The following is a 26,516-nucleotide window of genomic DNA, read 5'->3' on the forward strand; positions in this document are numbered from 1 at the left end:
GTGGTTGTGCGCTTATTGTAGCGAGCGCGTTACAATCGTCCGAAACATTGAACGGATTTCCATGAACTTGTCCTTCGTGAAGCTGTTTTCGAAGCGCCCGGCGCGCACCTCCCGCGTGCCGCACGCTGTCTCCGCCCGCCGTCTGCTGGGCGCGGCAGCGCTCGCTGTATGGGCGCTCGCGGCCATGCCGGCGCATGCGCAAGATCCTTCACCGGATACGGACGACAACTCCGTGTCCATGCCGGACGCGCTCGGCGCACCAACGGCCGACGATCAAAAGAATCTGCCTGACATCCAGCTGTCGAGCCAGATCGTGTTCCAGGTGCTCGCGGCAGAAGTCGCGTTGCAGCGGGATCAGCCAGCGCCGGCCTATCAGACCTATCTCGCACTCGCGCGCGACACGCATGATCCGCGCATGGCGCAACGCGCCACCGAAATCGCGCTGTCCGCTCAAAGTCCCTCGGACGCCCTCGCCGCCGCGCAATTGTGGCAGCAGTATGCGCCCACCTCGGAACGTGCGTCGCAGCTCGACGCCTCGCTGCTCGTGCTGTCGGGCAAGCCCGACGACGCCGAGCCGCTGCTCGCGCGCGAGCTGACCAAGGTGCCGGAGGAAAACCGCGGCGCCGCCATCCTCGCCCTGCAATTGCTGCTGTCGCGCGGACCGAACCGGATCGGCGGCCTGCATGTGCTGCAGGATCTGCTGAAGAACGACATGAACCGGCCCGAGGCGCAACTGGCCATCGCACGTCAGCAGATCGTGGCGGACGACGCACCGGGCGCGCGCAAATCGCTCGAACAGGCGCTCACGCTCAAGCCCGACTATCTGCCGGCAGCCCTCACGCTCTCGCAAATGGGACCGGAAGAGCGCAAGGAAGGCATCGCGTCGCTGGAAAAATACGTCCAGCAGAATCCGAAGTCGCATGATGCCCGCCTCGCGCTGGCGCAGATGTACCTCGCCAGCGACCGCCTCGACGACGCGCAAAAGCAGTTCGAGGCGATGCACAAAGACAACGCCAACGACCTGACGCCGCTAATGGCGCTCGCGCTGATCGACATCCAGAAGAAGGATTTCGCGGGCGCGCAGCCGTATCTGCAGCAATATGCGCAGCGGGCCGAGAAGACACAGGGCGCCGATCCGGGTCAGGCGTACATCTATCTCTCGCAAATCGCGCTCGAACAGAAGAACGACGCGGCCGCGAGCGACTGGCTCAACAAGATTTCGCCCGCCAGCCAGCAATACATCCCCGCCCAGATCACCCGCGCCCAGCTGCTCGCCAAGCAGGGCAAGACGGACGACGCGCGCAAGCTGCTCGCCGGTCTGCAGGCGCAGGATCCGCGCGATCAGGCCTTGATCGCCCGCACGGACGCGGCCATCCTGTTCGACGCCAAGCGTTATCAGGAAGCCGAAGACCGGCTGGCGCAGGCTACCGCGACCTACCCGGACGATCCCGACCTGACCTACGACTACGCCATGGCGGCCGAGAAAAACGGCCACTACGACACGATGGAAGCGCAGTTGCGCAAGCTCATCGAGGCGCAGCCGGACAATCCGCAAGCCTACAACGCGCTTGGCTACTCGCTCGCGGACCGCGGCGTGCGGCTGACGGAAGCGGACAAGCTGATCCAGAAGGCGTCGTCGCTAGCGCCGGACGACGCGTTCATCATGGATAGCGTGGGCTGGGTCAAATACCGCCTCGGCGACACCACCGACGCCCTCAAGCTGCTGCGCAAGGCCTACACCCTGCAGCCGAACGCGGAAATCGGCGCCCACCTGGGCGAGGTGCTGTGGAAGACGGGCGCGCAGGATCAGGCGCGCGACGCCTGGCGCGAAGCACGCAAGCTCGAACCTGACAACGACACGCTCGTCAAAACGCTGCAACGTTTTCAGGTGAACGACCTCTGATGGCCATTTCGAATCGCTCTCTTCTGTCGTTCGGCCGCGTGTTCGCCTATCCCCAGGCGCCACGTCGCGCGGCCTTGGGACTCGCGGCGGCGGCCGTCGTCGCGCTGGCCGGTTGTGCTTCAGTCAAGCCGCGCGAGCCATCCACCTCGAACGCCACGACCTCCGTCACCGCGCAGACGAGCCGCGCCTATCACGGCCGCTTCGCGGTGCAATACAACGACCAGAACGGCGCGCAGCGCAACGCTTACGGCAACTTCGACTGGCAGGAAGCGGGCGACACCGTCACGCTGCAACTGCGCAATCCGCTCAGCCAGACGCTGGCGATCGTCACGTCGTCGCCGGCATCGGCTTCGCTTGAATTGCCGAACCGCCAGCCGCTCACCGCCGACAACGTCTCCACGCTGATGCAAAACGCGCTGGGCTTCGCGTTGCCGGTGGAAGGCTTGCGCTACTGGCTGCAGCCGTCGGCGGCACCTGGTTCGCGGGCGAAGACCGAGCCGGATCCGCAGAATTCCGGGCATCTGAAGGAGATCGTCCAGGACGGCTGGACCATCGATTATCTCGCTTACGCCGACGCACCGGCCACCGGCCTCAAGCGCGTCAACCTGAGCCGCGAGCAGCCGCCGCTCGACATCAAGCTCGTGCTCGACCAGTAACCAGGCTCGTCAGCCGTGCCTTTGCTCCGCCATTAGTCCCGCTCATGATTGAAACGAACGATTCGCTGCGCGATTGCCTCGCGCCGGCGAAGCTAAATCTCTTCCTGCACATCACCGGCCGCCGGCCCGACGGCTACCACGCGCTGCAGACAGTATTCCAGTTGCTCGACTGGGGCGACACGCTGCACTTCACGCGCCGCAACGACGGTGAGGTGACGCGCAGCACCGACGTGTCCGGCGTGCCGCCGGAACACGACCTGACCGTGCGCGCGGCGCTGCTGCTGAAGAACCATACCGGCAGCACGCAAGGCGTCGATATTGAGATCGACAAGCGCCTGCCGATGGGCGCGGGCCTCGGCGGCGGCAGCTCGGACGCCGCCACCACGCTGCTCGCGCTGAACCGTCTGTGGAAGCTCGATCTGCCGCGCGAAGAATTGCAGGCGCTCGCGCTGAAACTCGGTGCCGACGTGCCGTTCTTCGTGTTTGGAAAAAATGCGTTCGCAGAGGGTGTCGGAGAAGCGTTAGAGGCTGTACAATTGCCCGCTCGTAATTTCCTGGTTGTGACGCCGCAAGTTCACGTTCCAACTGCAGCGATTTTTTCCGAGAAATCGTTGACAAGGGATTCAAAACCCCTCACAATTACGGACTTTCTTGCACAACATAGTTGCAACGCAGAATGGCCAGACAGCTTCGGCCGCAATGACATGCAACAGGTTGTCGTGGGAAAATACGCGGAAGTAGCGCAAGTGCTGGGATGGTTTGATAACATCGCGCCGGCGCGGATGACTGGATCGGGTGCGAGTGTTTTTGCCGCGTTCCGTAGTCGCGGTGAAGCAGAAGCGGCGCAAGCCAAACTGCCGAGCGGCTGGAACAGCGCTGTCACAGCAAGCCTGGACACACATCCACTCTTCGCTTTCGCGTCATAGGTTTTGCATCGTCGAGCGGTCCTACACGCTCGGTGAAGCTCAAAGTTAGTGTAGGGGAGTCGCCAAGTTGGTTAAGGCACCGGATTTTGATTCCGGCATTCGAGGGTTCGAGTCCTTCCTCCCCTGCCAAAAATTCTCGCAGTTCCTCGCCCCCCAGCCAGAAGCAGGTGCATGATGAGCAGCCATGACGGCCTGATGGTTTTTACTGGCAACGCGAATCCCGCGCTTGCACATGAAGTCGTAAAAATCCTCGGTATCCCCCTCGGCAAAGCGATGGTCAGCCGTTTTTCTGACGGCGAGATCCAGGTCGAGATTCAGGAAAACGTGCGTGGCAAGGATGTTTTCGTCCTGCAATCCACCTGCGCACCGGCGAACGACAACCTGATGGAACTGATGATCATGGTCGATGCGCTCAAGCGCGCATCCGCTGGCCGGATCACCGCTGCTATCCCCTACTTCGGCTATGCCCGCCAGGATCGTCGCCCGCGTTCGGCGCGCGTCGCTATCTCGGCGAAGGTCGTGGCGAACATGCTGGAAATCGCCGGCGTCGAACGCATCATCACCATGGATCTGCACGCTGATCAGATCCAGGGTTTCTTCGACATCCCGGTGGACAATATTTACGCCACGCCCGTGCTGCTCGGCGACCTGCGCAAGCAGAATCACGAGAACCTGCTGGTCGTGTCGCCGGACGTCGGCGGCGTGGTCCGCGCCCGGGCACTGGCGAAGCAACTGAACTGCGACCTCGCCATCATCGACAAACGCCGCCCCAAGGCGAATGTCGCTGAAGTGATGAACATCATCGGTGAAGTCGAAGGCCGTACCTGCGTGATCATGGACGACATGGTCGACACCGCCGGCACGCTCTGCAAGGCAGCTCAGGTGCTGAAGGAACGTGGCGCGCTCAAGGTGTTTGCTTACGCAACCCACCCGGTTCTGTCAGGCGGCGCGGGCGATCGTATCGCCGCTTCCGCGCTCGACGAACTGGTGATCACCGACACTATCCCGCTCGGCGACGAAGCCCGCTCGTGCGCGAAGATCCGTTCGCTGACCAGCGCGGGTCTGCTGGCCGAGACGTTCTCGCGGATCCGCCGCGGCGATTCGGTGATGTCGCTGTTTGCGGAAAGTTAAGTATTTGCGAAGGCGCAGCGCCGCATCAAGCGCTGCGCTTTTGCACAATCGGCATGAACGAACGAAGGTTCGTGCCGTCGAGTCTGGGGCCTCAGCCGAAATGGCGTGAAGGCCCCGTTTTTACTGCCTGGTCGCGGGCAGTGCAATGGAGATTCAAAATGAAAGTAGTCGCTTTCGAGCGTTCCCTGCAAGGTACGGGTGCGAGCCGCCGCCTGCGTATTTCCGGCAAGACGCCGGCAATCGTTTATGGCGCTGGTGCTGAACCGCAAATGATCGAACTCGATCACAACGCGTTGTGGCACGCCCTGAAGAAAGAAGTTTTCCACTCGTCGATTCTCGACCTGGAAATCGCCGGTAAGGCGCAACAAGTTCTGCTGCGCGACGTGCAATACCATCCGTTCCGTCAGCTCGTGCTGCACGTGGACTTCCAGCGCGTCGATGCAACGAAGAAGCTGCACACCAAGGTGCCGCTGCACTTCATGAACCAGGAATCGAATCCGGCCGTCAAGCTGTCGGGCGCGGTGATCTCGCACGTTCTGAACGAAATCGAAGTCGAGTGCCTGCCGTCGGCACTGCCGGAATTCCTCGAAGTCGACCTCGCAACGATCGAAGCCGGTCACACGCTGCACGCCAAGGACATCGTCCTGCCGGCTGGTGTCACGCTGGTTGCCCACCTCGAAGCTGAAAACCCGGTGGTCGCCTCCGCGACGATCCCGGCTGGCGCGATCGCCGAAGGCGACGCTGCTGCTGCAGGCGAAGGCGAAACGCCGGCCGCTTAAGCTGCATAGAGCGAGCAATCCTCTCGATCCGTTTCAATGGAACGGTCGATGTGACCCGCCGCGGTTCGCCCCGGCGGGTTTTTTTCGTTTTGTCGGGCCGTGCGGCATGCCGGCGGCCCTTAACCCGTCATGAATCCATCATGATCAAGCTGATCGTGGGGCTCGGTAATCCGGGCGCTGAATACACGGCGACGCGTCACAACGCCGGCTTCTGGCTGGTCGATCAACTGGCGCGCGAAGCCGGCGCCGCCCTGCGTGACGAGCGGCGCTTTCACGGCTTCTACGCCAAGGCCCGGCTGCACGGCGAAGAAGTGCATCTGCTCGAGCCGCAGACTTATATGAACCGCTCGGGGCAGTCGGTGGTCGCCGTCGCGCATTTTTTCAAGATCCTGCCGGACGAGATTCTTGTCGCGCACGACGAACTCGATCTGCCGGCGGGCACCGTCAAGCTGAAGCTCGGCGGCGGCAGCGGCGGTCACAATGGCCTGAAGGACATCTCCGCGCATCTGTCGTCGCAACAGTATTGGCGGCTCAGAATCGGCATCGGCCATCCGCGTGATCTGATTCCGGAAAGCGCGCGCGCCGGCGCGAAGCCGGATGTCGCCAACTACGTGCTCAAGCCGCCGCGCCGCGAGGAGCAGGACGTGATCGACGCGTCGATCGAGCGCGCACTCGTGCAGATGCCGTTCGTCGTCAAAGGCGAACTCGACCGGGCGGTGATGCAGTTGCATCGCAATAGCCAGGCTTGAGGCTTTGGGCGCGGGTTCCGCCGCCCGGCCTTTAAAATCAGAATCGAATCGCAGCCGTCAACGGAGGCCCGCTTGAGCCGCTACTGGAGTGACATCGTTTCTCGTCTGAAGCCGTATGTGCCGGGTGAACAACCCGCCCTCGCCCATCCGGTCAAACTCAATACCAACGAAAACCCGTATCCGCCGTCGCCGCGCGTGCTGGAGGCGATCCGCCATGAACTCGGCGAGCACGCCGAATCGCTGCGCCGCTATCCCGATCCGACCGCGCGCACGCTGCGCGAGACGGTTGCCGCGTATCACGGCATCCGCGCCGAGCAGGTGTTCGCCGGCAACGGTTCGGATGAGGTGCTCGCGCTGACCTTCCAGGCGCTGCTCAAACACGACAAGCCGATCCTGTTCCCGGACATCACGTACAGCTTCTATCCGACCTACGCGCGGCTGTTCGAGGTCGAATACCGGACCATTCCGTTGGATGACGCGTTTGCCATCCGCGTCGACGATTACGCCGCGCCGAACGGCGGCGTGCTGTTGCCGAATCCGAATGCGCCGACCGGTCATCCGTTGCCCTTGCAGGAGATCGAGCGGCTCGTGGCGCAGCATGCGGAGTCGGTTGTGGTGATCGACGAAGCGTATGTGGACTTCGGCGCACAGTCGGCGATCGCGCTGATCGACCGCTATCCGAACCTGCTGGTGGTGCAAACGGTGTCGAAGTCGCGCTCGTTGGCGGGCATGCGGGTGGGATTTGCATTCGGCCACCCGGCGTTGATCGACGCGCTGACCCGCGTCAAGGACAGCTTCAATTCGTATCCGCTCGACCGCTTGGCCCAGGTCGCGGCGACCGCAGCCTATGAGGACGACGCGTGGTTCCGCGATTCCTGCGCGAAAGTTATCGCGAGCCGCGAGCGGCTGTCCGCGGGTTTGACGGCGCTAGGCTTTAACGTCGTGCCGTCGGGGGCGAATTTCGTGTTCGCGCGCCACGAGGGCTACGACGCCGCCGCGCTCGCCGCCATGCTGCGAGAGAAGGAGATTTTCGTGCGCCATTTCAACGCGCCGCGCATCGACCAGCATTTGCGCATTTCCATCGGCACCGACACCGAATGCGATCTGCTGCTGGAGGCTCTGCAGGACGTGCTGCGCGGGTACGTGGGGTAAGCGGATTGGACGGCCAAGGCGGCCAAGGCGGCCAAGGCGGGCCAGGACAGGTTGGACGAGGCACGCACGCCGCGCCCGACACGCCCGCCTCAGGCTTTAGCGGCCTGCAACGCGTGATACTTCGCCATCAAGCCTTCGGGCGTCTCCAGATGCTCCGGGTCGCGCGGAATGCACTCCACCGGGCACACCTGGATACACTGCGGCTCGTCGAAATGACCGACGCATTCGGTACATTTCTTCGGATCGATCACATAGATTTCCGGGCCCATCGAAATGGCGTCGTTCGGGCACTCGGGCTCGCAGACGTCGCAATTGATGCACTCGTCGGTAATCATCAAAGACATACTTCTCTCACTTCACGCCGACGCGAGGCCGACTGTCATTCCATCAAACCGACAGTTTACGCCGGTTACGGCTATCCCGCCTGGCCGTTGTCCTGATCCAGCAAGGCCACCTTGTCCTTGAGCCATTTTTCGACGGAAGGGAACACGAACTTGCTGACATCGCCACCCAACTGCGCAATTTCGCGCACGATGGTGCCGGAGATGAACTGGTACTGATCCGACGGCGTCATGAACATGGTTTCGACGTCCGGCAGCAGATAGCGGTTCATGCCGGCCATCTGGAACTCGTATTCGAAGTCCGACACGGCACGCAGCCCGCGCACGATGACCCGCGCGTTGTTGGTGCGGACGAAATCCTTCAAGAGCCCTTTGAAGCTCATCACCTGCACGTTCGGATAATGGCCGAGCACTTCGTGGGCGATGTCGAGGCGCTCTTCGAGAGTGAAGAACGGCTTCTTGTTGCGGCTGTCGGCGACGCCTACCACCAGCGTGTCGAAAATGCTCGACGCGCGCCGCACGAGGTCTTCGTGACCGCGCGTCAGCGGGTCGAACGTACCCGGGTACACGGCGACTACCATGAGACTTCTCCTTTCAGACAAATGGGCACGTCAAGCACGCCCGCAGGACGCGTTTGCCGCCGGTCGCGCGCGTGACGGCGAGCCGTCCGGCGCTTGTTTTAGCACGCGCATTATTCACCATTTTCGCGCTGCAGCAAATGATAGTGAACCGCCCCCGCCCGGGCCTGCCGCACGATGTTCCAGCCCGCCAGAGCGGGCGTCTGGGTAAGATCCAGCGCCTCGGCGGCTTCCACATAGAGGAATCCTTCGGCACTGACGAGCGGCGCGGCCAGCTCCAGCGCACGGCCCAGCAGGTCGGAGCCGAACGGCGGATCGAGAAACACCACGTCGAATGAAGCGGGCGCAAGGCTGGCCGCGAGGCGCAAGGCATCGGCTTCGGCGATTTCAATGGTGTTCGGCGCGAGACGCGTCTGATTGGCGCGCAATTGCCCGGCTGCCTTCGCGTGGCGCTCGACCATCAGCACCCGCGCCGCGCCGCGCGAAGCCGCCTCGAAGCCCAGCGCGCCGCTCCCGGCGAACAGGTCGAGACAGCGCTGGCCATCGAGACGCTGGCCGAGCCAGTTGAAGAGCGTTTCGCGCACACGGTCCGGCGTGGGGCGCAGCCCGTCGAGGTCGAGCACCGGCAGCGGCGTGCGCTTCCAGTCGCCGCCAATGATGCGAATGGCGTGCGGCTTGCCGCGGTTGGACGGAGCGCTTTGCGCGCGAGGTGCAGAAGTACGGGGCATGCGGGTTCGGACGGTTAATCGGTTTAGCGGTCAGGCGGTTTGCCCGCTGGCGGTTGCTGGCGTTGCTGGCAGCGGGTTGGAGCGCCAACGTTACCACACAGGGACGGGCATCTCACCCTGGCCGGTCGGCTAATGCTATGTAAACGGGTACGCCTGATAAAATGAGCCGCTTCCAGCGCCTTGCATCCCGCATTGCCACGCTGCCTGCCGCTGCTACCGGTTTTGCCGGCTGCGCGCATCGGCGCTCGCTCTCACCACGCCAGACCATGTTCAGCTTTTTCAAACGATTCAAGGGTTCGAAAGAGTCCGACGCAACGCCCGAGGAATCGCAGGCGGCGCCGGAATCCGTCGCACCGGCTTTAGACGCAGCGCCAAGGCCTACGGCGGCCGCGCCGCGTCCGTCGGCGCCTGCGGCCTCCACGGCGCCGCAGCCGGCCAGGATCCAGACCACGCCTGTCGCACCCGCGCCGGGCGCGCAAACGCAGCCGCAAACCGGGCTGCAAACGCAGGCGCAACCCGAACCTGACGAAAACGCGCTCGAAACCGTTGAAATCGTGCCGCCGCCGCTGCCCGAAGCCGCGGCGAAGAAATCCTGGCTCACCCGCTTGAAGAGCGGCCTGTCGAAGACCAGCTCGAATCTGACCGGCATCTTCATCGGCGCCAAGATCGATGAAGACCTGTACGAGGAGCTCGAAACCGCCCTGTTGATGTCCGACGCGGGCGTCGACGCCACCGAATTCCTGCTCGAATCGCTGCGTGAAAAAGTGCGCGCCGAGCGGCTCACCGATCCGCTACAGGTCAAGGCGGCGCTGCGCGCGCAGTTGATCGAGCTGCTCAAGCCGCTCGAGAAGTCCCTGATGCTCGGTCGCGCCCAGCCGCTCGTCATGATGATTGCGGGCGTGAACGGCGCGGGCAAAACCACCAGCATCGGCAAGCTCGCGAAGCATCTGCAGAGCTTCGACCAATCCGTGCTGCTGGCCGCCGGCGACACGTTCCGCGCCGCCGCACGCGAGCAGCTCGCCATCTGGGGCGAGCGCAACAACGTGACGGTCGTATCGCAGGAAAGCGGCGACCCGGCCGCGGTGATCTTCGACGCGGTGGGCGCCGCGCGGGCCCGCAAGATCGACGTTCTGATGGCCGACACGGCCGGCCGTCTGCCCACGCAGCTGCATCTGATGGAAGAGTTGCGCAAGGTCAAGCGCGTGATCGGCAAAGCCATGGACGGCGCCCCGCACGAGGTGCTGCTCGTCATCGACGCCAATACCGGCCAGAACGCGCTCACCCAGGTGAAAGCCTTCGACGACGCGTTGGGCCTCACCGGCCTGATCGTCACCAAGCTCGACGGCACGGCGAAGGGCGGCATTCTCGCGGCCATTGCGCGGCAACGGCCCATTCCGGTGTATTTCATCGGAGTCGGCGAGAAGGTCGAAGATTTGCAGCCGTTCAGCGCGGAAGAGTTTTCCGACGCGTTGCTGGGCAATTAAATGGCGCGGGCGCTGGACGCCCGCCTCGCTCACTCCGCATCCGGCTGCACGCCAGGCGCCGCCCGCGCGAATGCGTCGAGCTGCGAGGCGTGATTGTGGATGCGCTGAATGGTGGGAAACCGCGCCACGTCGATCTTGAAGCGCTGCGCATTGAACACCTGCGGCACGAGACACGCGTCGGCCAAGGTAGGCGAGTCGCCGAAACAAAACGCGCCGGTGCGTGAATCGGCCGCCAGATGCTCCTCCAGCGTCGCGAAGCCCGATTCGACCCAATGCCGGTACCACTCGTCGCGGGTCGCATCATCGGCGCCGACCGAGTGTTTCAGATACTTCAGCACACGCAGGTTGTTCAGCGGATGAATCTCGCAAGCCACCTGCAGCGCCACCGACCGCACATACGCGCGATCGGCCGGCGCTTTCGGCAGCAACGGCGGTTGCGGATAGGTCTCCTCCAGATACTCGATGATCGCCAGCGACTGCTGCAGCACGTTGTCGCCGTCCACCAAAGTGGGCAGGATCGCATCCGGATTCAGCTTGCGATACGCGGGCTTGAGCTGCTCGCCGCCGTCGCGCAACAGATGCACCGGCGCGTAGTCGTAGGGCAGATTCTTCAGGTTCAGGGCAATGCGCACGCGATACGCCGCCGAGCTGCGGAAATAGCTATATAGCTTCATATCATTTGTCTCCTCCCCTGTCGCCGCTTCAGACGACGCGCACGCTGAACTCGCCTAGCCCGTCCACGCCGCCTTTCATCGTGTCGCCCTTCACCACCGCGCCGACGCCTTCGGGCGTGCCGGTAAAAATCAGGTCGCCCGGATGCAGTTCGAACAGCGTCGACAGATAAGCCACCGTCTCCGCCACCGACCAGATCAGTTGCGACACGTCCGAGCGCTGCTTCTCTTCGCCGTTGACGCTCAGCCAGATCGCGCCTTTATCGACCTGGCCCAGCTTCGACACCGGATGGATCGGGCCGAGCGGCGCCGAGTGGTCGAAGCCCTTCGCGGTATCCCACGGACGGCCCAGCTTCTTCGCTTCGGCCTGCAGGTCGCGCCGCGTCATGTCGAGCCCGAGCGCGTAGCCGTAGACATGCTCGAGCGCCTGCTCGACCGGAATATCCTTGCCGGATTTGCCGATCGCCGCGACCAGTTCCATCTCGAAGTGCACGTTTTTCGATTGCGGCGGATACGGGAATTCGCCGGTCTCGCCCGGCGCGACGTAGACGACGGCGTCGGCGGGCTTGCTAAAGAAGAACGGCGGTTCGCGGTCGGGGTCGTGACCCATCTCGCGCGCGTGCGCCTCGTAATTGCGGCCCACGCAGTAGATGCGGCGCACTGCGAACTGATCGCTGGACCCGACGACCGGCACCGCGACCACCGGTGCGGGAGCAAACACGTAACTCATCCCGTTCTCCATCTTGAGTAAGCGCCGCGAGCGCGGCAATAAAAGATCGAGTGTAACGCGCAGGGCAGCCCGGATGGCGCACGAGCGGCAGGCGCGCGCCGCGCCGGCGGCCCGGATGGCGGCGCGGCCAGATTCACGCCATCTTCGTGTCAACTTGCACGAGCGCCATTGATGCGATACTGAGCGAAGGTGTCGTCAGACGCGTCCTGTCAGCCGCGCTTGACCGCAACACGCTTATCTTCGATGAATACCGTGGCCGCCATGAGCAGCGTCGAGCCACCCGCCCCACAGAATCCGATGACCGAATCCGCCGAATCCACCGACACCGCATCCTCCGCATTCCCCTGCGCCCGCTTTATCAAGGAGATCGGCCGCGGCCCGAACGGCGCCCGCGCGCTCACGGCCGAAGACACGCGCGCGCTCTATGGCGCGATGCTCGACGGGCGCGTCGGCGATCTGGAACTCGGCGCGATCCTGCTGGCCTACCGGGTGAAAGGCGAAAGCGCCGACGAACTCGCGGCGATGCTCGCAGCCGCTCATGCTTCGTTCGAGCCGGTCCAGGCCGCCCACGTCGAGTACCGGCCGGTTTCGATTCCGAGCTACAACGGCGCGCGCAAGCAACCCAATCTGGTGCCGCTGCTGGCGCTGCTGCTGGCCCGCGAAGGCGTGCCGGTTCTCGTGCACGGCGTCACCGAAGACCCCGGCCGGGTGACGAGCGCGGAAATTTTCACGCATCTGCAGATTGCGCACGCGCAAAGCCACGCGCAGATCGAGGATAGCCTCGCCGCGCGGCGCCTCGCCTTCGCGCCGATCGCGACGCTCGCGCCGAAACTTGCGCGGCTGCTGGCCCTGCGGCGCCGGATGGGCGTGCGCAACTCCACCCATACGCTTGTCAAGATCCTCCAGCCGTTCGCGCCCGCAGGGCTGCGGCTCGTGAATTACACGCATCCGCCGTATCGCGACAGCCTCACGCAGTTGTTCAGCACGCATCTGGATGCCGCCGCGGGCGGGGCGCTGCTCGCGCGCGGCACGGAGGGCGAGGCGGTGGCCGACACGCGCCGCCAGGTGCAGATCGACTGGCTGCATGACGGCGTCTGCGAAACGCGGGTGGCGGCGGAGCGCTCGTCGGCCGATGCGCCCGAGGTGGAATTGCCAGAGGCGCGCGACGCCGCCACCACAGCCGCCTGGATCGACGCCGTGCTGCGCGGCGAGGCGCCGGTGCCGAGCGCCATCGAACGGCAGATCGAAGTGATCGCGGATATCGCCAGAATGTCGGCCTGATGCGGCCGCACGCGGTGCGTGGCGCGGCCTTCTCGCCTTACTCGATCGCGCAACGCGTGGCCTGCCAGGCCACCAGACGCCATTGGCCGTCCTCCTGAGCATGGATAGCGGTATAGGCGATGGGGAACAGCAGCGCGCCGTTATTCGCCTCCATCTCGATCAAGGCGCGGCCGGTCACGATAAAGCCGTCGTTCCCCACCGGCAGCACGTCCTGCGACTGGATCTCGATCTGGCGATAGCGGCGCCGCCCGGCCGTGATGCCATCGATCAACTGCTGCTTCGTCTCGCGTTTGCCGTTCGTATGGATATAGCTCAAGTTGTCGGCGAGCAGCGTGGCGAGTAACGGCCCGTTCCCGTCGACCATCGCGCGAAAACGGTCGCGCTCGAGTCCACGAATCGCTTCGATCACCTTTTCGGCCATTGCTCGACCCCTTTGCCTCGACGGGCCGGGAGCGGCCGCCGTCGTGAAAAGTTACGTTGCCAGGATAGCTGGCTGAAATTTATACCAGGATTCGGCTCTTCGATACCGCTGTTCGCAGACCGCGTAATCCGGAATCCGTCATCCATGATCGAAGGATGCGGGCGGCGGCGCCTCGAACAGATTGAACTCGCGGCCGTCCAGACCGGCTTTCGAGGCACGACGGCCGGCCACCAGCGGCCGAGTAAACCCTCTACAAGGCAGGGTCTGCGCGAGCAATAAATCATAAGAAGAAAGCTGAAACCTGCCAGATAAGCGCCGCCAATGGCAAAAAACCGGTGATTCTGCACAGCTAGTCGCCTATCCATCGCAGATCCTACGCTCATCCCAGCCGCCCTGCAGAGGGCGTATGATGCTATTGAAATCCAAATTTCAATAGCCAGCAGGGAACCAGGATACCCCCACTTACTCTAAGTATTAGCACTCGGTAAATCAGAGTGCTAACATCCACGCTGAGGTCGAAGTTCGACCAGGCTATTTTGCTGATTGCAAGGAGTTTTCCACGTGAGCAACGCAATGACCCTTCCGAGTACTCTGAGCCCGTCGTCGGCTAAGGCCGCTTCGGCAGGTGCACTGGCGCTCTCGCATTCTTCGCTGCTGCCCGGCCAACTGGGCAATATCGACGCCTACATCCAGGCCGTGAACCGGATTCCGATGCTGACGCCGGCGGAGGAGCGCCAGTTCGCCACTGAATTCCGCGACCAGGCCAATCTGGAGTCTGCGCGCCGCCTTGTCCTGTCGCACCTGCGGCTGGTGGTTTCGATCGCGCGTAACTATCTGGGTTACGGTCTGCCGCATGCCGACCTGATCCAGGAAGGCAATATCGGTCTGATGAAGGCCGTGAAACGCTTCGATCCGGAGCAGAACGTGCGTCTCGTGTCGTACGCCATGCATTGGATCAAGGCCGAGATTCATGAATACATCCTGCGCAACTGGCGCATGGTGAAGGTCGCCACCACCAAGGCGCAGCGCAAGCTGTTCTTCAACCTGCGCAGCCACAAGCAGGGCTTGGGCGCGTTCACGCCGGACGAGATCGAAGGCCTCGCCAAAGAACTGAACGTGAAGCGCGAGGAAGTGGCCGAGATGGAAACGCGTCTGTCCGGCGGCGACATCGCGCTGGAAGGCCAGGTCGAGGACGGTGAAGAATCCTACGCGCCCATCGCCTATCTGGCCGATTCGCATAGCGAACCGACGGCTGTGCTCGCCGCGCGTCAGCGCGACAAGCTGCAGAGCGACGGCATCGCCAGCGCACTGGAATCGCTGGACGCACGCAGCCGCCGCATTATCGAGGCTCGCTGGCTGCAGGTCGAAGACGACGGTTCGGGCGGTTCCACGCTGCATGACCTCGCCGACGAATTCGGCGTATCGGCCGAGCGGATTCGCCAGATCGAAGTCAGCGCCATGAAGAAGATGCGCGGTGCGCTGAACGAATACGCGTAACGCCTGTGCGGCACGGTCCTGGACCGGACCGATCCACACGGACCTCGCGCCTGCTCGAACAGCAAGCGGTAAATAAAAAAGCATGAAAAAAGCGGCGCCCCGATTCAAGGGCGCCGCTCTTTTTTTGGCCTCTCTACTGCTATCTACTGCTATACGGAGGCGCTCACCGCTGCCTCCGTCGCAAGGCTCATCACGCCAGTTGCGGCGAAACTCCACCCGCTGCGCCACCCGTCGGCAAACGTGCCGACAACTGCTGCGCGTAACGCTGTGCAGCTTCCCCGACGACGATATGGAACGTATCCGGCGAAATCCACGCCACGTCGAGCGCGGCGAGACGCTGACGATCCACCGCGGTCGGGTCCGTCACCACGATACGCAGACGGGTCGAGGCGACGGCGTTCAGCGAAACGATGTTGGTCGCACCGCCGAACACGGCAAGCCAGCGGGTCGGCTCGGGATCGAGCGGACCGCTTTGCGCCGTGCCAACCGGCGCCGCTGCTACGGCCGCCACAGGGGCTGCCGCCGACACGGCCGGCTGTGCTTGAACGCCACCGCCCTGAGCAATCACCGTGCGGATTTCGTCGGCGATGATGTCCGCTTCCGGTCCGATGATCACCTGCACGCTGGTCGCGCCGCGCTTCAATACGCCACGCGCGCCGATCGTCTTGAGATCGGCTTCCGAAACCTTGGCCGGATCCACCACGGACAGACGCAGACGCGTCGTGCAGGCATCCACCAGCGACAGATTCGCCGCACCACCCAGCGCCGCGATATAACGCTGCGCGCGCGGAACCGCAGCCGCCGCTGCCGGCGCGACGAAACCGCCCTTGTCGAACGAGGCAACCTGTTCTTCGGCGGCAGCGGGCTCGCGGCCCGGCGTCGCCATGTTGAACTTGCGGATGAAGAAGCGGAACAGGCCGTAGTAGACGACGGCGTAGATCGCGCCGATCACCAGCGCCCACCAGCCCTTGGTCGACAGGCCGTAGTTCAGCACATAGTCGATTGCGCCGGCCGAGAACGTGAAGCCGAGGTGAATCCCGAGCGCCGAACAGACGGCGAGCGAAATGCCCGTCAGCAGCGCGTGGATCGCGTACAGCACCGGTGCGAGGAACATGAAGCTGAATTCGATGGGCTCGGTCACGCCCGTCAGGAACGAGGTGAGCGCCATCGAGAACAGCAGGCCGCCGACCATCGCGCGGCGTTCCTTCGGCGCCTCGTGAAACATCGCGAGACAGGCGGCCGGCAGACCGAACATCATCACCGGGAAGAAGCCCGTCATGAAGGTGCCCGCAGTCGGGTCGCCCGCGAAGAAGCGGTGCAGGTCGCCCGTCACCGCCGCGCCGCCGCCCGGCGGCGTGAACGTGCCGAACACGAACCACGTCAGCGAATTCAGGATGTGATGCAGGCCCGTGACAAGCAGCAGGCGGTTCAGCACGCCGAACACGAATGCGCCAATGGCACCCGCGGTGGTCAGCCAGTGGCCGGCCATGTCGATCGCGGACTGCACCGGCTGCCAGACATAGCCGAGCACAATGCCGATCACCAGACAGGTCACCCCCGTGACAATCGGCACGAAGCGTTTCCCTCCGAAGAACGCGAGGTAATCGGGCAGTTTGATGTCCTTGTACTTGTTGTACAGCATCCCCGCCACCAGACCGGCCACGATCCCCGACAGCACGCCCATGTTGAGCTTGTCGTTGATGTCCTTCATCACCGCGATTTCGACCAGATAACCGATCGCGCCGGCCAGCGCCGCCACGCCGTTGTTGTCCTTCGCGAAGCCGACCGCGATGCCGATGGCAAACAGCAGCGGCAGGTTGTCGAAAATCGCGCCGCCCGCGTCGGCGATCATCTTGATGTTGAACACATCGGGCTGGCCGAGTCGCAGCAGCAAGCCGGCAACCGGCAGCACTGCAATCGGCAGCATCAGCGCGCGGCCGAGCCGCTGCACCTTCAGAAACGGATTACCGTCCATTTACACCTCCAATCCTTCGTCTCGTCGTTGAGTCGTAGCTTTACGTGGTTATTTCGCGAAATTGCACCGTGGACTTTTTTGGGATCAGTCCAGCGGCCAGGTTTCGCGGCTCACTGCTCTTACCGCCTGCGCCGACGGCAGCGCCAGGACGTCCTGGGCGCGTTGCTGGCACAGTTGATAATTGAGGTTGCGCACTCGCGCCTTGATGCCCGGCACCGACACCGGATCCACCGACAGCTCGGTCACGCCGAGGCCGACGAGCAGCGGCACGGCCAGCGGATCGCCCGCCAGCGCGCCGCACACGCCCACCCATTTGCCATGCCTGTTCGCGCCCTGCACGGTCGCCGCGATCAGGCGCAGCACGGCCGGATGCAGGCCGTCGGCCTGGGCGGCGAGGTCCGCCTGGCAGCGGTCCATAGCCAGCGTGTATTGCGTCAGATCGTTGGTGCCGATCGAGAGGAAATCCGCGTGTTGCGCCAGTTGATCGGCGAGCAAGGCCGCCGACGGCACTTCGATCATCACGCCGACTTCGATCGGATCGGTGCGGCCGATTTCGCGGGCGAATTCGTCGATGCGTTTGCGCAGATGGATCAGCTCACCGACGTCGGTCACCATCGGCAGCAGGATGCGCACGGCGCCGAGCGGCTGCACCGCCAGCAGGCCGCGCAACTGGTCGTCGAGCAGATCCGGGCGCACTTGCGCGAGGCGGATGCCGCGCAGGCCGAGCGCAGGATTCGGCTCGGGCGGCAGCGTCAGATAGTCGACTTCCTTGTCCGCGCCGACATCCAGCGTGCGGATGATCGCGGTGCGGCCGGCGAGCGCGTCGACGATCGACTGATAGCTCTGGCGATGCTCTTCCGTAGTCGGCGCCGAAGCGCGGTGGATGAACAGCAGTTCGGTGCGCAGCAGACCAATTGAGTCGGCGCCGTTCTCGACCGCCGTCTTCGCGTCGTCCAGCGTGGCGATGTTCGCGGCCACTTCGACCGCGTGGCCATCCGCCGTCGCGGCGGCCTGTTGCGAGGTGCGGCGGTTCGCTTCGCGCACGCCGGCAAGACGCGTGCGTTCGTGGCGGGCGCGTTCCACGTCGCCGGCCGTCGGTGCGAATTCCATCCGCCCTGATGTGGCATCCACCACGACTTCCGTGCCTTCGGCAATGGCGTGCACGGCGTCGCCCACCGCCACCAGCGCCGGAATGCCGCTTTGCCGCGCGAGGATCGCCGCGTGGGATGTCGCGCCGCCGCGCGCCATGACGAGCGCCGTCACACGCGAACGGTCCAGCGACGACAGATCCGAAGGCGTGAATTCTTCGGCCACCAGCACGGCTTCGTCCGGCAGCACGCGCGCCGCGCTGTTCGAATAGCCGAGGGCGCGCAGCACGCGCTTTTCCAGATCGCGCAGATCGGCAGCCCGCTCGGCGAGCAGCGCGTCTTCAACCTGGGTCAGAACGGCGATCTGCGTGCGGATCGCCTGGCGCCATCCATAGCCCGCGCTTTTGCCGATGCTGATCAGGTCACGCGCCATGTCGAGCAGCGTGGGGTCTTCGAGCAGGACGCGATGCACCGCGAAAATGCCCGCTTCGCCATGTGCGCCGCGTTGCGAGGCGTCGCGCACGGTGGTGTGCAATTCGGCGTCGACGGTGGCAAGCGCCTTGTCGAGCAGACGGCTTTCCGCCGCCGACGCGCCCGCTGCCAGCTCGGGCGGATCGAGATCCGCATCGTCCCAGCGCACCAGCTTGCCGACCGCGACGCCCGGCGCCGCGCAAACGCCCATCAGCGTGTTGGGCGCGAGCGGCGCACCGCCTGTCTGCGCCACGGCCTGTGGCGCCGGCGAGAGTTGCCTTGCGGGCTTCTCTTCCGCTTCGCCATGTGCTTCACGAAGCAACTCGTGCGCGACCGCCTCGACCGCGGCCGCGGCTTGCGCACCGACGCCGAGAATCTCGACCGTCGCGCCTTCACCCGCGCCGAGGCCAAGCAGGCCCACAATGCTTTCGATCGGCGCCTTACGGCCCTCGTAACGCACTTCGACGCGCGCATCGAGACCGCGCGCCGCTTCGCGCGCGCGTGCCGCCGGCCGCGCATGCAGGCCGCCGGCGTGAATCAGCGTGACCGTTCGGCGCGCTTCTTCCGTGACGTTGGTGGCGCTGCGCGAGGCTTGCGCCGCCGCGCCGCTGCGCGCACGCAGCACCAGCAACGGCGTTTCGCCGGCCTTCAGCAGGCCGCCTTCCGCGCGTTCGACGATTTCGAAGGCATCCGAATTGGCAATCGCGATCACCGACACCAGGCTCGGCGCGTTGCATGCCACCACGTCCTGATCGAATTCGATCAGGACGTCGCCGGCACGCACGTGGGCGCCTTGCTCGACCAGCGGCACAAAACCGCGGCCATTCAGTTCGACTGTATCGATACCGATATGCAGCAGAATTTCCGCGCCTTCGGCCGTCGCGAGCGTCACTGCGTGGCCGGTACGCGCCAGATGCGTGAGCACGCCGTCGCACGGCGCGACGAGCTGGCCGACCAGCGGATCGAGGCCGATGCCATCGCCGAACATGCCGCCCGAAAACACCGGGTCAGGCACGTTCGCGAGCGGCACGACCCGACCGGTCATGGGCGCGAGCAAAACAATATGGCCTTGGGAATGGCTCATCAAACGGGACTCCTCAACACGGCGCATCTGATTTCTCGATCAGTGAGTTTCGGTGACTTTATTCAGATGGCGCGGCGCATCGGGATTGCGTCCGCGTGCGGCAGCAAGACCAGCAGCCATCACATAAAAGGAAAGAATGGCGGCAATCGGGTCGAGCGCCGCGTGGGCCGTCGTGACGAGCGGCAAGGTGGCTTCCGGGACGTCGTCCGGCGCGGCCAGCAGCACGCGTGCGCCGCGTGCCTGCATGTCGCGGGCGAGCTGGATCAGGCCAGCCTGTTCGGGTCCGCGCGGGGCGAATACCAGCAGCGGGTAGTCGCGGTCGATCAGTTCCATCGGACCATGGCGCACTTCCGCGCTGGAAAACGCCTCCGCCTGGATGCCCGAGGTCTCCTTGAGCTTGAGCGCCGCTTCCTGCGCGATCGCGAGGCCAAGTCCGCGGCCAATCACGATCATGCGTTCGACGCCGCGCAATTCTTCGACGGCCTGGCTCCAATCCAGCTGGCCGGCGCGCCGCAAAGCGTCAGGCAGGTCGCGCAGCGCGCCCAGCAGGGTTTCGTCGCGCTGCCAGTGCGCCACCAGTTGCGCGGAAATCGACAGCATCGCGATATAGCTTTTGGTGGCCGCGACGCTCAACTCGGGGCCGGCGACGAGCGGCAGATGCCATTCGCACGCGTCGGCCAGCGGCGACTGCGGCGCGTTCACCGCCGCCACCGTCAGCGCGCCGGCTTCGCGCAGCGCGGCCATTGTGCCCACCAGATCCGGGCTCTTGCCGGATTGCGAGAACGCCACCGCGAGTTGGTCGCGCACCTGCAGCGGCGCCTGCTGCAGCGTCGCCACCGACATCGGCAGCGAAGCGACCGGCACGCCGATCCGGCTCATGGCCAGGCTCGCAAAATAGCTCGCGGCGTGATCCGAACTGCCGCGCGCCACCGTCAGCGCGACATGGCGCGGACGTTCCGCGAGCTTCTGCGCGAGCGCCTCGACGCGTGATGTATCCGCAAGTTGCGCGGCGACCACATCGGCGGACGCCAGCGCTTCGTTAAGCATATTCGACAATTGATTCTCCTTCGACGTAGGTCGCGCTCAGCGCCAGTTCACGATCGAACACGACCAGATCGGCCCACGCACCGCGGGCGATGCGGCCGCGGTCTTCGATACCGAGATAGTCGGCGGCATAGCGCGACAAACGATTTGAAACATCGGCCATCGGCAGGCCGATCGATACCAGATTGCGCAGCGCCTGATCCATCGTCAGGGTGCTGCCCGCGAGCGTGCCGTCGGCAAGACGCACGCCGCCCAGACACTTCGTGACATGCTGGCTGCCGAGGCGGTATTCGCCATCCGGCATGCCGGTGGCCGAGGTGCTGTCGGTCACCACGTACACACGCGGAATCGCCCGCATGGCGGCGCGGATCGCGCCCGGATGAACGTGCAGCAGATCGGGGATGATTTCCGCGAATTCGGCATGCGCCAGCGCCGCGCCGACCATGCCGGGATTGCGGTGATGCAGCGGCGACATCGCGTTGAACAGATGCGTGAAGCCGCACGCGCCATGCTTGAGCGCCGCGACGGCGTCGTCGTATGTGCCGAGCGAATGGCCCAACTGTACGCGCACGCCGCGCGCCGCGATCTCAGAAATGATGTCCATGTGGCCGGAAATTTCCGGCGCGATGGTGACCACGCGGATCGGCGCGATGGACAGATACTTCAGCACTTCGTCGAGCACCGCGGACACCGCCGCGTCCGGCTGCGCACCGAGTTTGCCCGGATTGATATACGGACCTTCGAGGTGCACGCCCAGCACGCGCGAGCCGCCCGGCGTGCGCACGCGGGCGACGTCGCCGAGATTGGCCACCACGCTCATCAGCTCTTCGCGCGGCGCGGTCATCGTCGTGGCGAGCAGGCTGGTGGTGCCGAAGCGCGCATGCGTGCGCGTGATCGTTTCGATGGCGTTGCCCGCTTCCATGACGTCCGAGCCGCCGCCGCCGTGCACGTGCAGATCGATGAAACCCGGCAGGATGTAGGGCGCGTCGTTCGTCGACGGATCGACGCGATCACCGGCGAGCGACGTGATGCGGCCGTTTTCGTATTCGAGCGTGCCGTGAATCCACCCATCGGTGGTGAGTATGTTTCCGGTCAGCATGAGTCTCTCTGATGATACGTAGTGCTTACGTTGACAATTCGGTGGACAACGCGGTTGTCCTCGGCGGCCCTCGGTTACGAATCCGCGCCCTTCATCATTGCGCGAGGATCGGACCGGTACCGCGCTGGTACGGCTGGATCAATGAGCATTCATTGACGCAACTCGGCGACAAAGTCGTAGTAATCGTCCCGGCAATAGGTGTCCGTCAATTCGATGGCGCGCTGGTCGGCGCTGTAACCGATGCGCGTAATCACCAGCAGCGCCGAGCCCGCTTCGACATCCATTAGCGCAGCAATCTCGCTCGTGGCATTGACCGCGCGAAAGTGTTGCAGCGCGCGCACCACCGCCTTGCCGCGCTGCTCCAGATAGCTGTACAGCGACACGCCGATGGCCTGCGGGTCCGGCACCACGGCCGCCGGCAGCGCCGAATGTTCGACCGCCATCACGATGCCGTCCGCGCGCCGCAAACGCCGCAGGCTCGTAACCGCCGCGCCCGGCGACAGGCCGAGGTGCACCAGCTCGTCGCGATTCGCCGGGCGGATACCGCGTTCGAGCCACACCGAGTCCGGCCGAAAGCCGCGTTGCTGCATCTTTTTCGTGAAGCCGGTGAGCCGCGACAGCGGATCTTCCACGCGCGGCGTGATGAAGCTGCCCGCGCCTCGCGCCCGCCGGATCAGACCCTGCTCGACCAGCAGCTCAATCGCCTTGCGCGCGGTAATGCGCGACACGCCAATCGCATCCGACAAAGTCCGCTCCGACGGCAACGCCTCACCCGCCGACCAGACACCGCAGTGGATTGCCGTGGCGAGGTTGCGCGCGAGTTGCAAATAGAGCGGCGTGACGTTGCGGGCGTCAGGCATCAATGCGGACCAGCGTGTTTCCATAGGGCTCGGGAAGATCTCGGAGGGAAGAGCGCGGGCTACGAAATGAGAGCCCATTATATAACCACAATAATACCAGTCAATCGAGTTGTTCCATGGACCATGGATTGACCGCAAAGCCTTGATAGAAAAGGGAATAACCGCGATTCATCGGGCGTTTCGGGCTGCCAATGGCGATCGGTATTTACCCGTATTCGGGATAAGGGCCGCCCATGTAGCGAACCACTGGTTCGCTACCGCACAGAGCGCCTTACATCACCTTGCTACTTTTTTTGTATTACCAATCCATCGGTGGTATGGCTTATCAGCAAAATTTGCGGCTTTTATATAGGATGGCATCCAATATAGAACTCCGTCTCCATCACAAAACCTTCGGGGAGCCGTAAGTTGACCGATTCCACAGCGCTGCGGCACGCTGAGGCAGTCCGCCATTTCAATCGCTTTTATACGAAGCACATTGGCGCACTGCACGAACGCCTGCAAAAGAGCGCGTTCTCGCTGACCGAGGTACGCGTACTGCACGAACTGGCGCGCGGACGCGCGCAAACCGCCGCGGTCCTGACCCGCAATCTGGGACTCGACAGTGGCTATCTGAGCCGTCTGCTGACGAGCTTCGAGCGCCGCAATCTGATTACGCGGCGCCCTTCGGAGAGCGACGCCCGGCAGTCGCTCATTTCATTGACCGAAGTAGGCCACGCCGCCTACGAACCGCTCGAAACAGCTGCGATCGAGGAAGTGCTCGCCATGCTGGGACGCCTTACCGGCAGTTCGCAGGACCAGTTGATCGGGGCGATGAAGCTGGTCGAACGCCTGCTCGACGAGCAACCACGGCGCGGCATCATCACCTTGCGGGCGCCGCGCGCCGGCGAATATGGCTGGCTGGTGCACCGGCAAGCGGTCCTGTTCGCGAGCGAATACGGTTGGGATCAATCGTTCGAGGGATGGCTGGCGCGGACCACCGGCGACTTCACGCGCAATGACGATCCGGTGCGGGAGATTTGCTGGATTGCCGAACAGGACGACCAGGTGGTCGGTTCGGCGCTCGTGATGGAGGTGTCGGCCAGCGAGGCGCGTATCGAGATGCTGTTTGTCGAGCCCGACATGCGCCGGCTCGGTATCGGCGCGCAGCTGGTGGAAGAATGCACGCGCTTCGCGCGGCGCGCGGGCTACGCGAAGCTGACGCTATCGACCGTCACGACGCTCACCGAATCGCGGCGGCTCTGCGAGCGCGCCGGTTTTGTCTGCGCCAGTTCGGCACCGGAGGCACGCTTCGGCCACGAGCTGACGGTGGAACGTTGGGAGCGCGATTTGTGATGGCCATAGCTAGCCATGCCTCCAAACCGCGCTCACGGCATGCTCAAAACGACGGCACCACCGAGCCCTTGAACTGCGTCTTGATGAACTGGCGCACGTCCTCGGACTGATAAGCCGCCACCAGCTTTTTCACCCACGGCTTGTCCTTGTCCTGCGTGCGCACGGCAATCAGGTTCGCGTAGGGGCTGTGGATGTCTTCGAGCGCGATGGCGTCTTTGGTCGGCTGCAGGCCGCCGGCCAGCGCGTAGTTGGTGTTGATCGCGGCGGCGTCGACGTCGGACAGCGAACGCGGCAGTTGCGCGGCGTCGAGTTCGACCAGCTTCACCTTCTTCGGGTTGTCGGCGACGTCGAGCGGCGTCGCGCTGTTGCCGTTGGTGCCCGCGCCGGCCTTCAGCTTGATCACGCCTTGCGCTTGCAGCAACAGCAGCGCGCGGTTCTCATTGGACGGATCGTTCGGCACCGCGACCTTGGCGCCTTGCGGCAGGTCCTTCAGCGACTTGAATTTCTTCGAATAGATGCCGAGCGGCGAAATATACGTCAGACCCGCGCTGACGATCTTATAGCCACGCTGCTTCACCTGGCTATCTAGATAGGGCTGATGCTGGAAGCTGTTGGCATCCAGATCGCCCGCGTCGAGCGCGGCGTTCGGCTGCACGTAATCGTTGAATTCGATGACCTTCACATTCAGGCCTTCGCGCTGCGCCACTTTCTGGACCACGGCCCAGATTTGCGCATCGGGACCGCTAATGGTGCCGACCTTGATGACCTTGTCATCGGCCTGGGCGGAGAAGCTGGTCACGAGGGCTGCGGTGGCGACGACTGCGGAGAGGGCTTTGAGGATATTTCTGCGCTGCATGCTGTTCTCGGTGGTTCTGATCGATGTCAGATTTCAGATGTCAATTCAGGTGAAAAGCGGGCGGCACCTGACGGCGTGCCGCCTATTGAACCCAAAACGGCCGCATGCGGCCATTGGGAAGAGAAGCAAGCGTGTAACCGGGGCTTAACCCAGCAACAGCTTGATATCGTGCACCCAAGGCGCGGCGCCCTGGCCGTCGCGGGCGAAAAGCCGCAGCTTGCCGTCGGGATCGAAAACGTAGCTGGCCGCCGTGTGGTCCATCGTGTAGCTGGCCGGCGTCTTGCCCGGTACCTTCGCGTAGTAGACGCGGAAGTCCTTGGTCACCTTGGTGAGCTGCGCCTCGTCAGCGGGACGCAAACCGACAAACGATGCATTGAAGGCCGGCACATACTGCGCGAGCAACGGCGCGGTGTCACGCTCGGGATCGACGGTGACGAACAGCACCTGGACGCGGCTTGCGTCTGCGGGACCGAGTTGCTGCAACGCCTGCGAGAGTTCGGCCATCGTCGTAGGGCAGACATCCGGACAATGCGTGTAGCCGAAAAACAGCACCACCACCTTGCCTTTGTAGTCTTCGAGCGTGCGCGTCTTGCCGCTGGTGTCGGGCAGCGAGAAATCCGTGCCGAACTGCGTATTGCCGGTGATGTCGACGTTCTGGAACGAAGGGGCGGGTTTGCCGCAACCCGAGGCCAGAACCGCGCCGCCAAGCGCACAGGCCATCAAGGCGGCGCGCGCCAGGCGCGCTAACCGGTTTGTGAGCATGGTGTTACGCGCCGATCAGGGCACGTGCGTAGTGATCGATCAACAGCGCGGCGAATAGCAGCGACAGATAGATGATCGAGTAACGGAACAGTTGACGCGCGAGCAGATCGGAGTACTCGCGATAGATCTTCCACGCGTAGGCGAGGAACACGGCGCCGAGCAGCACCGCCGACACCAGGTACACCACGCCGCTCATGCCGGAGATGAACGGCATCATCGTGACCGCGAACAGGATCACCGAATACAGGAAGATATGCAGCCGCGTGTATTGCTCGCCGTGGGTGTTCGGCAGCATCGGCAGGCCAGCGTTCTCATAATCTTTGCGGCGATACAGCGCGAGCGCCCAGAAATGCGGCGGCGTCCATACGAAAATGATCAGCACGAGGATCCATGCGTCGCCCGGCACGTGACCGGTGACCGCGGCCCAGCCGAGCGCCGGCGGCATGGCGCCGGAAGCGCCGCCGATCACGATGTTCTGCGGCGTGGCCGGCTTGAGCAGCAGCGTGTAGATAACCGCGTAGCCGACAAACGTGGCGACGGTGAGCCACATGGTCAGCGGATTGGCGAACGTGTAAAGCGTCCACATGCCGAGGCCGCCGAGCACGGCCGAAAACAGCAGGATTTGCCCGGTCGTGATTTCGCCGCGTGCGGACGGACGCCAGGAAGTGCGGCGCATCTTCGCGTCGATCTTCTGTTCGACGAGACAATTGATGGCGAACGCGCCGGCGGCCAGCAACCAGATGCCGACGGTGCCGCCGATCAGCGCGGTCCACGGCACCATGCCGGGCGTGGACAGGAACATGCCGATCACCGCGCAAAACACGGCAAGCTGCGTGACGCGCGGCTTGGTCAGCGCGATGTATTGGGAAATCCGGCTACCGGGGGTCTGGGAAAGAGTTGTGCTGTCCATGGGGG

Annotated in this window: 25 protein-coding genes and 1 tRNA gene; 12 read left to right on the plus strand and 14 right to left on the minus strand. The window is 64.1% G+C overall.

Features of this window, described 5'->3' with window-relative positions; all coding sequences use genetic code 11:
• Positions 1–61: 61 nt before the first annotated feature.
• From FQ755_RS25405 to hisC, 8 genes are all read left to right on the plus strand, one after another.
• On the plus strand, positions 62–1,903 hold the full coding sequence (locus tag FQ755_RS25405) for a tetratricopeptide repeat protein (protein ID WP_144157764.1): 1,842 nt from the start codon (positions 62–64) through the stop codon (positions 1,901–1,903).
• On the plus strand, positions 1,903–2,559 hold the full coding sequence (gene lolB, locus FQ755_RS25410) for a lipoprotein insertase outer membrane protein LolB (RefSeq protein WP_144157765.1): 657 nt from the start codon (positions 1,903–1,905) through the stop codon (positions 2,557–2,559). Before FQ755_RS25405 ends, lolB begins: the two co-directional genes overlap by 1 nt.
• A 44-nt stretch (positions 2,560–2,603) precedes the next feature.
• Positions 2,604–3,485, plus strand: coding sequence for a 4-(cytidine 5'-diphospho)-2-C-methyl-D-erythritol kinase (ispE, locus tag FQ755_RS25415; protein ID WP_144157766.1), 882 nt, complete (start codon positions 2,604–2,606; stop codon positions 3,483–3,485).
• 52 nt (positions 3,486–3,537) lie between these two features.
• Positions 3,538–3,614 (plus strand) — tRNA-Gln (locus FQ755_RS25420).
• 45 nt (positions 3,615–3,659) lie between these two features.
• On the plus strand, positions 3,660–4,616 hold the full coding sequence (locus tag FQ755_RS25425; RefSeq protein ID WP_144157924.1) for a ribose-phosphate pyrophosphokinase: 957 nt from the start codon (positions 3,660–3,662) through the stop codon (positions 4,614–4,616).
• 158 nt (positions 4,617–4,774) lie between these two features.
• Positions 4,775–5,395 (plus strand): 50S ribosomal protein L25/general stress protein Ctc, encoded by a 621-nt coding sequence (locus FQ755_RS25430; RefSeq protein WP_144157767.1) that lies wholly within the window; start codon positions 4,775–4,777, stop codon positions 5,393–5,395.
• A gap of 140 nt (positions 5,396–5,535) precedes the next feature.
• On the plus strand, positions 5,536–6,144 hold the full coding sequence (pth, locus tag FQ755_RS25435) for an aminoacyl-tRNA hydrolase (RefSeq protein WP_144157768.1): 609 nt from the start codon (positions 5,536–5,538) through the stop codon (positions 6,142–6,144).
• A 72-nt stretch (positions 6,145–6,216) separates the two neighbouring features.
• Positions 6,217–7,296, plus strand: a complete 1,080-nt coding sequence (gene hisC, locus FQ755_RS25440; RefSeq protein WP_144157769.1) for a histidinol-phosphate transaminase — start codon at positions 6,217–6,219, stop codon at positions 7,294–7,296.
• Between the two features lie 89 nt (positions 7,297–7,385).
• Here hisC and FQ755_RS25445 read toward each other — a convergent pair whose 3' ends face one another.
• From FQ755_RS25445 to rsmD, 3 genes are all read right to left on the minus strand, one after another.
• Complete coding sequence (locus FQ755_RS25445) at positions 7,386–7,640, minus strand: YfhL family 4Fe-4S dicluster ferredoxin (RefSeq protein ID WP_144157770.1); 255 nt, start codon at positions 7,638–7,640, stop codon at positions 7,386–7,388.
• Positions 7,641–7,711: 71 nt separating this feature from the next.
• Positions 7,712–8,218: a pantetheine-phosphate adenylyltransferase gene (gene coaD / locus FQ755_RS25450; RefSeq protein ID WP_144157771.1), complete on the minus strand. Its 507-nt coding sequence runs from the start codon at positions 8,216–8,218 to the stop codon at positions 7,712–7,714.
• Positions 8,219–8,328: 110 nt separating this feature from the next.
• Complete coding sequence (gene rsmD / locus FQ755_RS25455; RefSeq protein ID WP_144157772.1) at positions 8,329–8,943, minus strand: 16S rRNA (guanine(966)-N(2))-methyltransferase RsmD; 615 nt, start codon at positions 8,941–8,943, stop codon at positions 8,329–8,331.
• 266 nt (positions 8,944–9,209) lie between these two features.
• Between rsmD and ftsY the strand changes: the two genes are divergently transcribed.
• Positions 9,210–10,427: a signal recognition particle-docking protein FtsY gene (gene ftsY, locus FQ755_RS25460; protein WP_144157925.1), complete on the plus strand. Its 1,218-nt coding sequence runs from the start codon at positions 9,210–9,212 to the stop codon at positions 10,425–10,427.
• 29 nt (positions 10,428–10,456) lie between these two features.
• On the opposite strand, the gene maiA is transcribed toward ftsY, so the two are convergent.
• Complete coding sequence (gene maiA / locus FQ755_RS25465; RefSeq protein WP_144157773.1) at positions 10,457–11,101, minus strand: maleylacetoacetate isomerase; 645 nt, start codon at positions 11,099–11,101, stop codon at positions 10,457–10,459.
• Between the two features lie 28 nt (positions 11,102–11,129).
• Entirely contained in the window at positions 11,130–11,828 is a 699-nt protein-coding gene (locus tag FQ755_RS25470) for a fumarylacetoacetate hydrolase family protein (RefSeq protein WP_144157774.1), read from the minus strand.
• 297 nt (positions 11,829–12,125) lie between these two features.
• Here FQ755_RS25470 and ybiB point away from each other — a divergent pair, with 297 nt between their 5' ends.
• Positions 12,126–13,109, plus strand: a complete 984-nt coding sequence (gene ybiB / locus FQ755_RS25475) for a DNA-binding protein YbiB (protein WP_144157926.1) — start codon at positions 12,126–12,128, stop codon at positions 13,107–13,109.
• A 37-nt stretch (positions 13,110–13,146) separates the two neighbouring features.
• Here the strand turns inward: ybiB and FQ755_RS25480 are convergent, their stop codons facing one another.
• The gene (locus tag FQ755_RS25480; protein ID WP_144157775.1) at positions 13,147–13,530 is read right to left on the minus strand and encodes a nuclear transport factor 2 family protein; all 384 of its coding nucleotides are present in this window, start codon (positions 13,528–13,530) and stop codon (positions 13,147–13,149) included.
• A 561-nt stretch (positions 13,531–14,091) separates the two neighbouring features.
• Between FQ755_RS25480 and rpoH the strand changes: the two genes are divergently transcribed.
• The gene (rpoH, locus tag FQ755_RS25485) at positions 14,092–15,027 is read left to right on the plus strand and encodes an RNA polymerase sigma factor RpoH (RefSeq protein WP_144157776.1); all 936 of its coding nucleotides are present in this window, start codon (positions 14,092–14,094) and stop codon (positions 15,025–15,027) included.
• 190 nt (positions 15,028–15,217) lie between these two features.
• Here rpoH and nagE read toward each other — a convergent pair whose 3' ends face one another.
• From nagE to FQ755_RS25510, 5 genes are all read right to left on the minus strand, one after another.
• The gene (nagE, locus tag FQ755_RS25490; RefSeq protein ID WP_144157777.1) at positions 15,218–17,002 is read right to left on the minus strand and encodes an N-acetylglucosamine-specific PTS transporter subunit IIBC; all 1,785 of its coding nucleotides are present in this window, start codon (positions 17,000–17,002) and stop codon (positions 15,218–15,220) included.
• An 84-nt stretch (positions 17,003–17,086) separates the two neighbouring features.
• The gene (gene ptsP / locus FQ755_RS25495; RefSeq protein ID WP_144157778.1) at positions 17,087–19,672 is read right to left on the minus strand and encodes a phosphoenolpyruvate--protein phosphotransferase; all 2,586 of its coding nucleotides are present in this window, start codon (positions 19,670–19,672) and stop codon (positions 17,087–17,089) included.
• A 12-nt stretch (positions 19,673–19,684) separates the two neighbouring features.
• The gene (locus tag FQ755_RS25500) at positions 19,685–20,692 is read right to left on the minus strand and encodes an SIS domain-containing protein (RefSeq protein WP_144157927.1); all 1,008 of its coding nucleotides are present in this window, start codon (positions 20,690–20,692) and stop codon (positions 19,685–19,687) included.
• On the minus strand, positions 20,685–21,788 hold the full coding sequence (nagA, locus tag FQ755_RS25505; RefSeq protein ID WP_144157779.1) for an N-acetylglucosamine-6-phosphate deacetylase: 1,104 nt from the start codon (positions 21,786–21,788) through the stop codon (positions 20,685–20,687). Before nagA ends, FQ755_RS25500 begins: the two co-directional genes overlap by 8 nt.
• A gap of 149 nt (positions 21,789–21,937) precedes the next feature.
• Entirely contained in the window at positions 21,938–22,672 is a 735-nt protein-coding gene (locus FQ755_RS25510) for a GntR family transcriptional regulator (RefSeq protein ID WP_144157780.1), read from the minus strand.
• Positions 22,673–23,056: 384 nt separating this feature from the next.
• Between FQ755_RS25510 and FQ755_RS25515 the strand changes: the two genes are divergently transcribed.
• Entirely contained in the window at positions 23,057–23,983 is a 927-nt protein-coding gene (locus FQ755_RS25515; protein WP_144157781.1) for a bifunctional helix-turn-helix transcriptional regulator/GNAT family N-acetyltransferase, read from the plus strand.
• Between the two features lie 43 nt (positions 23,984–24,026).
• On the opposite strand, the gene FQ755_RS25520 is transcribed toward FQ755_RS25515, so the two are convergent.
• From FQ755_RS25520 to cyoE, 3 genes are all read right to left on the minus strand, one after another.
• Positions 24,027–24,839, minus strand: a complete 813-nt coding sequence (locus FQ755_RS25520) for a MetQ/NlpA family ABC transporter substrate-binding protein (RefSeq protein ID WP_144157782.1) — start codon at positions 24,837–24,839, stop codon at positions 24,027–24,029.
• Positions 24,840–24,983: 144 nt separating this feature from the next.
• Positions 24,984–25,601, minus strand: a complete 618-nt coding sequence (locus tag FQ755_RS25525) for an SCO family protein (protein ID WP_144157783.1) — start codon at positions 25,599–25,601, stop codon at positions 24,984–24,986.
• Positions 25,602–25,605: 4 nt separating this feature from the next.
• Entirely contained in the window at positions 25,606–26,511 is a 906-nt protein-coding gene (gene cyoE, locus FQ755_RS25530) for a heme o synthase (RefSeq protein ID WP_144157784.1), read from the minus strand.
• Positions 26,512–26,516: the final 5 nt, after the last annotated feature.

The sequence above is a fragment of the Paraburkholderia sp. BCC1885 genome (genome assembly GCF_900996235.1).
Classification (GTDB): domain Bacteria; phylum Pseudomonadota; class Gammaproteobacteria; order Burkholderiales; family Burkholderiaceae; genus Paraburkholderia.